Below are 8,143 nucleotides of genomic sequence, written 5' to 3' on the forward strand. Positions count from 1 at the left end.
TCCCTCTGTCGGGGGGGGCGCGGGGGGGGGGGCCCGGGGGGGGGGGGGGGGGGGTCGGGGGGGCCCACGGTGTGGGTGGGTGCGCCCTTGCCCTGCGGTCACATCACACGATCGCTTCATCTGTTCGCTGACCACAGCGCGAGAGGACACAGCGTCAGCGGTAGAGCAGGGTAGCTGCCCCTCGCCGCGTGGTGGGGGTAGCCCCACGGGCGGGGCGGGGCGGGTGGTGCCCGGCCCCTCGCCCCCTGCCCCGCACGGGTGGGGGCGGGGCCAGGGTGCCACCCCCACCCCCGGCGTTGTCTGCTCTACCCGGTGGGCTGGTCGTACATCTGTCCCGCCCAGAAGCCAGCCTCGGGGCGGGCGCGCGTTGCGTACGCGCGGCACTGGTTGCGCAGCGGGCACGGGCGGCAGATCCTGCCGAGCTCGACGCGGTGCTGCGCGGTCAGGTAGTCGGCGACGAACCGCTCATCGTCGCGGCACGCCGGGGGAGTGTCCTGCATTGCGTGGCGCAGCATGCGCAGCTGCGTGTCGCCGGGGGCGTTCGTGGGCTGGTTGGTGGCGGCTAGGTAGGCCTCGAGAGCCTCGACGGTGTCGAAGCGCATCTCGGCCGGCTCGGCGGCGTTCTCGGTCACGGTCTCCTCAGGGGGGTGGGTTGATGTGAGAAGCGCCCCGGCTGCGTGTGTGCAGCCGGGGCGCTCTGTGGGGCGCAGGCGGGTCTCAGCCCCTAGCGATAGGGGTCGGGGCTCGCCGCCTTCCTTTCCGCGTCCCCTCCGGGAGAAAGGTCCGGTGCTATCCGGGGTGCGGTGAGGTTGACGCCCGTTGTGGGTCAGATGCGGTGCGCGCGTTCGCCGAAGTAGGGCACCGCGTCGGCATCGCGGGGAAGGGTGCCGGCTCGGGCGTCGTGGATGCGGGCGTTCGCTTCCTGCACGGGCTCGAAGGCCTGCACGATGCCCCAGAAGGGCACCCGCTCGCCGTCGAGCCACGTCACCGACTGCGTCGTGCGCGTGACGCGCCAGTCGACGCCGTCGGGGAGGTCGAAGCCGGATACGATGCTGCTCGGCACGCTCACAACGGCCCCGGCGGCGTCGGTGTACTCGAAGAGGTAGAGGCCGGCCGTGTGCGCCCCGTCGGCGACGTATCCCGACCATTCGAGTAGGTGGAACGTGTCGGGTCCGACCGTGCCCGCTCGCGTCGACCATGACACCGACACCATGCCGTCGCGGTCGTCCGGGCCGATCGTGGGCCTGCCCCACGCGTTCGCGTCGAGCGGGATCGGCCTCGCCTCAGGGTCGTCGGCGACGAGCCGCGCTTCCACCTGCACCGTAGCGGGGTCGCTGATCGAGCTACCGGGTAGCGGGAACTCGTATCGACGAGCGATCTCGGAACGGCCGGTGCGCGGGTGCCGGTGGAAGCGCATGCCCATTACGCGGCGCCCGCGAGGGAGCGGTACACCGAGAATGCCCCGGTGCGCGCGAGCGCGACGTCGCCGCGCCAGGTGGCGAGAACGCCGTACTTGCCCTCGGCGGCGTAGAGCTCCGGGAGGGGCTGCAGGGTGATCCCGAGGCGCTGGCCGATGAGCAGCTGACGGAAGTCGCCCACGAATGCATCCGTGGCGGTGTTCAGCGTGCCCTTGGTGTAGCTGGGAACGCTGTTCACGCGCAGGCGGGGCACGTCGGCGAGCGCGGCGGGCACGCCGAGGGGCTGGCCCGTGGTGTCGACGGCGCGGGCGTACTGACGCTCGAGCTTGGACGACCACACGACCGCCGTCGGCGCTTCGTTCGCGTCGCGAACGGTGTAGACGGCGTCGAGGATCTCGTTCCAGTAGCCCGAGGCGACCGACGGCGTGGTGCCGTTGGCCGGGCCGGTGCCGAGCACGTTCGCGGCGCGCAGGGCGAGCAGCGCCGCGAGGATGCCGCGGGGGTTGGGCGGGGTCGGCAGGTTGATCGCACCCGCGCCAGCCGTGGTGCCGCCGTAGAGGGCCACCTGATCGAGCTTGGCCCCGATGGCCTGCGCGAGGGCGTTCGTCACGAGCGCGTCAGCGCCCGGGGTGTCCTGCCACCACTCGATCGATGCGGTGACGATCGCGCTCATGGTCTTGGCCTCGAGCGTGACGCTGTCGAACGTCGGGTCAGACGGCGTGATCGCCGTTCCCTCGGCGCGGAATGCGGCGGTCGGGTCGCCTGTCTGGCGGCCGATCTTGACCGTTCCAGCGTCCATCGGGACGATGGTCGCCTTCGCCTGCGCGACGACCGACTCGGATCGGGCGAGGTCGATCAGCTGTCCGGCCCACGTGGTCGGCACGAGCGCCGATCCGGTGCCGCCGACCGCCAGGGCGCGGATCATCGCGCCGAGGGTGCCGTAGTTCGCCTCGGCGGCGCTGGCGGCGTCTCCGGTGCCCTGGGCGCGCTCGAAGGCCGGGTGATTGCGGATGCTCTCGCCGGGCTCGAGCGCGGCGCGCTCACCCGTGGCGAGGTTGCGCCACTCGGATTCCTTGCTCGCGTTGCGGTCGCCGCCGCCGAGGATATCGGCCCCGAAGTCGGCGGCGCGCTGGTCGGCGTCCAGCTGGCGCGACAGGGCGTCGATACGGATGTCGTGCTCACGCATGGCGAGCTCGACGTCCTGGTACTGCTGGCGCTCTTCGGGGGTGAACGCGCGGTTCGCGGCGATTGCGGCCAGGCCTTCGCCGCCGAGCTCGCGGAAGTGCTTGGCGCGGGCGTTCTCGGCGTCGCGCAGGTGGTTGATTGTCGTCATTCGGTTGCCTCCAAGGGCGTGTGTTGCTCAGATCGATCTGTCTGCCTGCCGGGCGCATCTCGCACCGGCTCTGCCGTCCATCACGCCGCAATCCGCGGCGGAAGCTCATATGTCAGCCGTTCGGCCAGTCGACGTCTGCGATGTCGTGCGCCGCGGTGAACGATCGGCCGCATGCACAGTCGTACTGCCCCACGAAACGCGCCCCGCGCCGGTTACCGCGGCTCGGCCAGACCGTCGCCCGGCATTCCTCGCAGATCGCGCCGAACGGGCTGGAAATGGCCGCGTGCCGCACGTCAGACAGCAGCCGGCCGAGGGGCGCGTCGCATTCGTCGACCAGGTCGGCCAGCGCCTCCCGAAACCGCCGATATGAAGGCTGGGCTGCCAGCTGCGCGTGCCCGAATCCCTCCACTTGCTCGCCGAACGGGCGGCGGGTGTCTCGGCGGCGGGCGGCCATGTCATCCGGCGAGAGCGCCCCGCGGCGGCTCACGCGGCGACCGCTCTCGAGCGCCACGCCGGGGAGCCCTCGGCGATCGTTCCGTCATCGCGGCGGCCACAGCCGCACCAGCCGCTCGCCGAGTCGAACCGGCAACGGTGAGGGGCGGGGACGCGCTGCACGGCGGGCCGGGCCAGTCGGGGCACGACAGCCGACGGGACGCCGAGGCCGCCGCCGAGGTCGGCGTACGCGGCGCTCACGGCGTCGCCCCGGTAGGGGTGGGGGTGAGGTGCTGGGGCATGGGTCAGTCGTCTTCTCGGTCGGTGCGTTCGATGCCGTCGGGGTTTCGTCTCCACCACTCCTCGGATGCCAGGCGCGCTGTCCCACAGTCTCGGCAGGGTGCTTCGACTCCGTTGGGTTGGTGGCGGCGGCAGAAGGCGGATGGCGGTCCGGCGGTGGGTTGCTGGAAGGTCTCTCCCTCCCGGCTCTCGCCGCCTCTCTCGCTCTCTCTCCCTCTCTCCTCCTCTACCCGGCGGCCTGCCGGAAAGCTGCCGGCAGACTGCTGGCGGTTCTCCGGTAGGGGCGGGGCGGGGAATTTCGAGGGCTTCGCGTGCGAGGTCGACGGCCACCCGGAGACCTGATACACCTCGGAACCGTCCACCTCGTAGAGCACGATCCACCCCGCCTCGGCGAGCGCCAGCAGGTGCGAGTCGAATTCCTCGCGGCTGAGCTCGTCTTGCGGGTACACAGCGCGGCGCAGCATCCAGTCGCGGCGCGTCTGACGCCCGTGATCGTCCGCGAACATGTGCAGGCTGATCGCCGTCCACTTCACCGGCACCGGAAGCTCGATCAGGCGTTCGTCCGTCCACAGGTCGGGCGGGACTGCCCTCTGCCGGCCGAACGTCATACTTGTCTAGCTCCTTGATCGCGAGGCGGACGGCGGAGATGTACGTCTCGCCCGGAACGGTGAATGCCTCCGTGAAACCGCGTCCACCCGGCAGCAGGCGAGTTGCCTCCTGCTCCGTAGCGAACGCTCGAGCGAACCGGGCGCGCAGCACGCGCAGCGCGTCCCGCTCGCCGATCAGCGGGACACGGCGACGCATGAACACCACACGCCCGCCCGTCGCCGTCAGGCCGCTGAATCGTCGGAACTCGGATGAGGTGATCCCGACCTTCAGCACGCGCTCGCGCGCCCAGTACACGGCGTAGAACGTCGCCGTACGTGGCCGGGTCAATCGCCGACCACCCCACCGGACGTACCCAGCGCGTCGAGCACCGCGGAGAGTGCCGCGATGTGAGCGCGGGCGTCCTCCACAGACCCCCAGAAGTCGTTCTCTCCGTCACGGCCCGTCTGAACCTCGACGTTCTGATCGACCGCTACCTCCCCGGTCTCGAAATCGACTGACACGAGCAGCTGCGCGCGGGCAATGACACCGGCCGACTCGACGCGCCGCTCGAAGATGACCTGCACCTCTTCGTAGCCCCCGGGCGAGTACCGGGGGGTGCGAGTCGACCATGCCGGGCCATCCCACGGGAACGCCGGGCGCTGATCGAACACGTGCCAGAACCAATCCTCGGCGAGAAGCGCCCCGAAGTGCCCGCCCACCAACCGGGCAAGGCGCGACTCGCCGAGGCTCGCGAATCGCGGGTCATCCGTCGACAGGATCGGGGCGCCGTGCTCGGCCAGCAGGTGGCGCACGACGATGCCCCACTCCCGGATCTCGTCGAGCGGCAGACCGAGCGAGTTTGCGTCGTCGGCTCCGGGGTGTACCGTAGCGTCTGTCATCTCAGTGCCTTTCGTAGGTGCTACGCCCCCGGCAGCTGTTCCACCAGCTACGGGGGCTTTTTTGTTCGTCTCGCTCGGCCGGCCCATCAAGCCACGGCCGTTCCCTGTCGCTCATTCGCCTCAAGCCAGCGCACAAGCTCACGTTTCGAGTAGAGGATGCGGCGTCCGGCTTTCGTATAGCGCGGGCCTCGCCCCTCGTATCGCCACTGCCGCAGCGCGGCCTTCGATACGTGGAGCAACTCAGCTGCGCGGTCATCCGGCACGTAGTCGCTCAGCGCTTCGTCGTCCGTCATGCGGCCCTCCTCAGGTATCCGTTATATTTGGATGCTCGACTTGAGTCTGAGGGGTCGCCTGCGTCCGTGTCAAGTCGGATATCCGTTGAATCTGGACACTTGATGCCGATACGATCAGAAACATGCTCTCTGTAACGGTTGGCCAGAAGGTTCGCGAGTATCGAGTCGCGCACGGCATCACGCAAGACGAATTCGCGCGCGCTGGCCGCGCCTATGGGCTGAACTGGACCGCCTCGCGGGTGAGTGAGCTCGAATCCGGGACACTGCCGGTCGACCTCTCGACCTTGATCGTCATCGCGCTAGCCATGAACACGGTGGGTCCGTTCTCCCTGACTACCGTCCGCACTCTCGTCGGTGACTCGCTCGTGCCCGTGACCAAGCGTTGGAGTGCGTCCGTTGACACGATCTCTGGCCTGCTCTCGGATGGCCACGGCCTAGGTGCGGCTGAGGTGGGCGCCGTGGTCCCGGATGCAGAGCGGGCCGCATTCGAGCGGAGCTACGACCCCGAGCGAGTCGCTCGGTTCATGCAAGGCGTACCACCCAAAATGACGATGGTGGAGGTTGCTGACCTGACAGCCCGCGGTGCAACGCTTGCCGAGAAACGCGCCGCGAAGCGACTGGGCGTCGACCCGCAGCTAGTGATCCTGTGGGCCTGGCGAGAGTGGGGCACAAGCTTGGACGGTCGAGCTCAACAACTCGCCGTCAGTGACACCCCTCAGGCTCGGGGGCACGCGACGAGGGAACTCGTAGCGGCGCTCGACGCCGTGATTCCGACCGCAGCACGAGCAAGCCGCGCCGATGGGTAGCGTCGAGCCGTACGCAACCGCTGCGGGTAAGCGTTACCGTGTCCGCTGGCGAACCCCCGACCATCAGAGCCGCCAGAAACGTGGCTTCGAACGCAAGGCCGACGCCGAGCGCTATCTGCGTACCGTCGAGGGTGCCAAAGACCGCGGCGAGTACGTCGACCCAGCGGCGGCGCGAGTCACCGTCGGAGATCTCGGCCGCGACTGGCTGCGCGACAAAGAGGCGGCCCTGAAACCGTCCACCTACCGGGCTACCGCGGACGCCTGGCGCGTCTACGTCGAGCCACGATGGGGCGCGACCGCCGTCGCTGGGGTGCAGCACAGCGCCGTGCGCGAGTGGGTGCAGCAGCTGTCCGACGGCACTGCGCCCACGGCTCGAAAAGAGTCGGCTCGCACGGCCGCGCAGGCTAGTCGACCGAAGTCTGCCACGGTCGTGCTGCGCGCTCACGGCGTTCTCGCGTCCGTGCTCGATATCGCCGTGCGAGACCGTCGCGTGAGCCGGAACGTCGCGCGAGGGCTCGACAACATGCCGCGGAAGGTCAGCAAGGCGCACGTGTACCTCACGCACGACGACGTCGACCGGCTCGCGCGGCACGCGGGTGAGAACGGGACGCTCATTCTCACGGCTGCCTACACGGGTCTCCGATGGGGCGAGCTCACCGGTCTGCGCGTGCGGGACGTAGACGCACTGAATCGACGCCTGTCGGTGCAGGAGAACGCCGTCAAGGTCGGCTCCGAGATCCACGTCGGCACGCCTAAGACGCACGCGCGGCGAGTCGTGCCGTACCCGGCGTTCCTCAGCCTGCCGATCGCGAAGCTATGCGAGGGCAAGACCCGCGACGCGCTGCTATTCGGAGAGGGATTGGTGCACGTCGTGCGGCCCCGCACGAGCGAATCGTCGCGATCGTGGTTTCTGACGGCCCTCGAGACTGCCGGCCTGCCTCGGATGACCATCCACGATCTGCGACACACAGCTGCGTCGCTCTCGATCTCTTCCGGTGCGAACGTCAAAGCCGTGCAGCGGATGCTCGGCCACAAGTCCGCGGCCATGACCCTTGACGTGTACGCCGACCTGTTCGATGAGGATCTCGGGGCCGTCGCAGACGCACTCGATCGGGCTCGAACTGAGGCAGTTGTGGCCATTCCGTGGCCAAACCGAGCCGTAGGGCGGTGACGGAGCCCCGTCCAATCGCGGGATTCCGGGCCAACAATGGCCTTGTGAGTGGACGCGACGGCGGGAGTCGAACCCGCCACGCCTTCGGTTATGAGCCGAGGCCCGGGACCGCCCGGATCGCCGCGATGTGCCCCCACGCTAACCCCGGTCACGAGAGCGATGCGCGGGCGTTGCGAGAAGTGACGCGGTGTGTCGTCATGTGGCGCTCAGCCCCCTCGCCGACCGTCGATGATCGCCCGTGTCGAGTGCTCGAGATGCGCCCGCACGGCGTGTTCGGGGTCGGCCAGCGCCTCGTCCACATACGCGCGATGCTCGGCCGTCAGCGAACCGCTCGCGTAGGCGGGTCGCACGTGTGTCAACAGCAGGTGCATCTCGGAGTCGAGGCGCCGGTACTCCTCCGCGATCCGCGGAGACCCCGCCGCGGCGACGAGCGCCAAGTGCACGCGTGCGTGCGCGGCGAGCGTGGCGGGCCAGTCGCCCGAGGCTTCGGCGGTGGCGAGGTCGTCGAGTGCCTCATCGACGTCGGAGGGTCGGATGCCGCGGTCGCGAACGATTCGCAGCGCTTCGGTCTCGAGCGCACACCGCAGTTGCTGCAGGGCGACGAGCGCGTCGTCGTCGAGCAGCGAGACCCGCACGCCGCGGTAGGGCTCGGCGGTCACGAGGCGCTCGGCTGCGAGACGCGTCAACGCCGTGCGGGCGGTGTGACGGGAGACACCGTGCGCGGCGCTGAGTTCCTCTTCGCGCAGCGGGGTGCCGGGGGCGAGGTCTCCGGAGAGGATGCCGGCGCGCACGGCGTCAGCGACGAGATCGGCCGCACGGGGGCCGGGGGAGTCCACGGTGGCGCGGTCGGGGGCCGCCGAGGCGCGAGTGTCACTACCGGCACCGCTGCGTCCAGCCGCGGCG

General features: G+C 69.9%; 10 protein-coding genes and 1 tRNA gene. 2 read left to right on the forward strand and 9 right to left on the reverse strand.

Translation table 11 applies throughout. From position 1 onward, the window contains the following. Positions 1 to 305 precede the first annotated feature (305 nt). From RWP81_RS11955 to RWP81_RS11985, 7 genes are all read right to left on the reverse strand, one after another. On the reverse strand, positions 306 to 632 hold the full coding sequence (locus RWP81_RS11955; protein ID WP_314456382.1) for a WhiB family transcriptional regulator: 327 nt from the start codon (positions 630 to 632) through the stop codon (positions 306 to 308). 194 nt (positions 633 to 826) lie between these two features. Further along, positions 827 to 1,423 carry a hypothetical protein gene (locus RWP81_RS11960; protein ID WP_314456384.1) on the reverse strand — a complete coding sequence of 199 codons (597 nt, stop codon included), beginning with the start codon at positions 1,421 to 1,423 and terminating at the stop codon, positions 827 to 829. Continuing rightward, a complete protein-coding gene (locus RWP81_RS11965; RefSeq protein WP_314456387.1) occupies positions 1,423 to 2,751 on the reverse strand; it encodes a phage major capsid protein in 1,329 nt (442 codons plus the stop codon). Before RWP81_RS11965 ends, RWP81_RS11960 begins: the two co-directional genes overlap by 1 nt. A 112-nt stretch (positions 2,752 to 2,863) precedes the next feature. Beyond that, positions 2,864 to 3,262, reverse strand: a complete 399-nt coding sequence (locus tag RWP81_RS11970; protein ID WP_314456389.1) for a hypothetical protein — start codon at positions 3,260 to 3,262, stop codon at positions 2,864 to 2,866. A gap of 226 nt (positions 3,263 to 3,488) precedes the next feature. Continuing rightward, a complete protein-coding gene (locus RWP81_RS11975; protein ID WP_314456391.1) occupies positions 3,489 to 4,091 on the reverse strand; it encodes a hypothetical protein in 603 nt (200 codons plus the stop codon). A gap of 324 nt (positions 4,092 to 4,415) precedes the next feature. Next, positions 4,416 to 4,970 carry a hypothetical protein gene (locus RWP81_RS11980; protein ID WP_314456393.1) on the reverse strand — a complete coding sequence of 185 codons (555 nt, stop codon included), beginning with the start codon at positions 4,968 to 4,970 and terminating at the stop codon, positions 4,416 to 4,418. An 86-nt stretch (positions 4,971 to 5,056) separates the two neighbouring features. Continuing rightward, positions 5,057 to 5,263, reverse strand: coding sequence for a helix-turn-helix domain-containing protein (locus RWP81_RS11985; RefSeq protein WP_314456395.1), 207 nt, complete (start codon positions 5,261 to 5,263; stop codon positions 5,057 to 5,059). Positions 5,264 to 5,385: 122 nt separating this feature from the next. On the opposite strand from RWP81_RS11985, the gene RWP81_RS11990 reads away from it, so the two are divergent. Further along, positions 5,386 to 6,069 (forward strand): helix-turn-helix transcriptional regulator, encoded by a 684-nt coding sequence (locus RWP81_RS11990; RefSeq protein ID WP_314456397.1) that lies wholly within the window; start codon positions 5,386 to 5,388, stop codon positions 6,067 to 6,069. Then, positions 6,062 to 7,240, forward strand: coding sequence for a site-specific integrase (locus RWP81_RS11995; protein WP_314456399.1), 1,179 nt, complete (start codon positions 6,062 to 6,064; stop codon positions 7,238 to 7,240). Before RWP81_RS11990 ends, RWP81_RS11995 begins: the two co-directional genes overlap by 8 nt. A gap of 49 nt (positions 7,241 to 7,289) precedes the next feature. Here the strand turns inward: RWP81_RS11995 and RWP81_RS12000 are convergent. Together RWP81_RS12000 and RWP81_RS12005 are read right to left on the reverse strand one after the other, a co-directional pair. Then, a tRNA-Met gene (locus tag RWP81_RS12000) sits at positions 7,290 to 7,365 on the reverse strand. An 81-nt stretch (positions 7,366 to 7,446) separates the two neighbouring features. Beyond that, on the reverse strand, positions 7,447 to 8,076 hold the full coding sequence (locus RWP81_RS12005) for a GntR family transcriptional regulator (RefSeq protein ID WP_314456401.1): 630 nt from the start codon (positions 8,074 to 8,076) through the stop codon (positions 7,447 to 7,449). Between the last annotated feature and the right edge of the window lie 67 nt (positions 8,077 to 8,143).

This window comes from uncultured Microbacterium sp. (genome assembly GCF_963521695.1).
Lineage (GTDB): Bacteria > Actinomycetota > Actinomycetes > Actinomycetales > Microbacteriaceae > Microbacterium.

Excerpts from the sequence above, each read along its gene's own strand:
- RWP81_RS11960 (WP_314456384.1), bottom strand. The coding sequence starts at position 1,423 with ATGGGCATGCGCTTCCACCGGCACCCGCGCACCGGCCGTTCCGAGATC.
- RWP81_RS11965 (WP_314456387.1), bottom strand. The coding sequence starts at position 2,751 with ATGACGACAATCAACCACCTGCGCGACGCCGAGAACGCCCGCGCCAAG.
- RWP81_RS11975 (WP_314456391.1), bottom strand. The coding sequence starts at position 4,091 with ATGACGTTCGGCCGGCAGAGGGCAGTCCCGCCCGACCTGTGGACGGAC.
- RWP81_RS11980 (WP_314456393.1), bottom strand. The coding sequence starts at position 4,970 with ATGACAGACGCTACGGTACACCCCGGAGCCGACGACGCAAACTCGCTC.
- RWP81_RS11985 (WP_314456395.1), bottom strand. The coding sequence starts at position 5,263 with ATGACGGACGACGAAGCGCTGAGCGACTACGTGCCGGATGACCGCGCA.
- RWP81_RS11990 (WP_314456397.1), top strand. The coding sequence starts at position 5,386 with ATGCTCTCTGTAACGGTTGGCCAGAAGGTTCGCGAGTATCGAGTCGCG.
- RWP81_RS11995 (WP_314456399.1), top strand. The coding sequence starts at position 6,062 with ATGGGTAGCGTCGAGCCGTACGCAACCGCTGCGGGTAAGCGTTACCGT.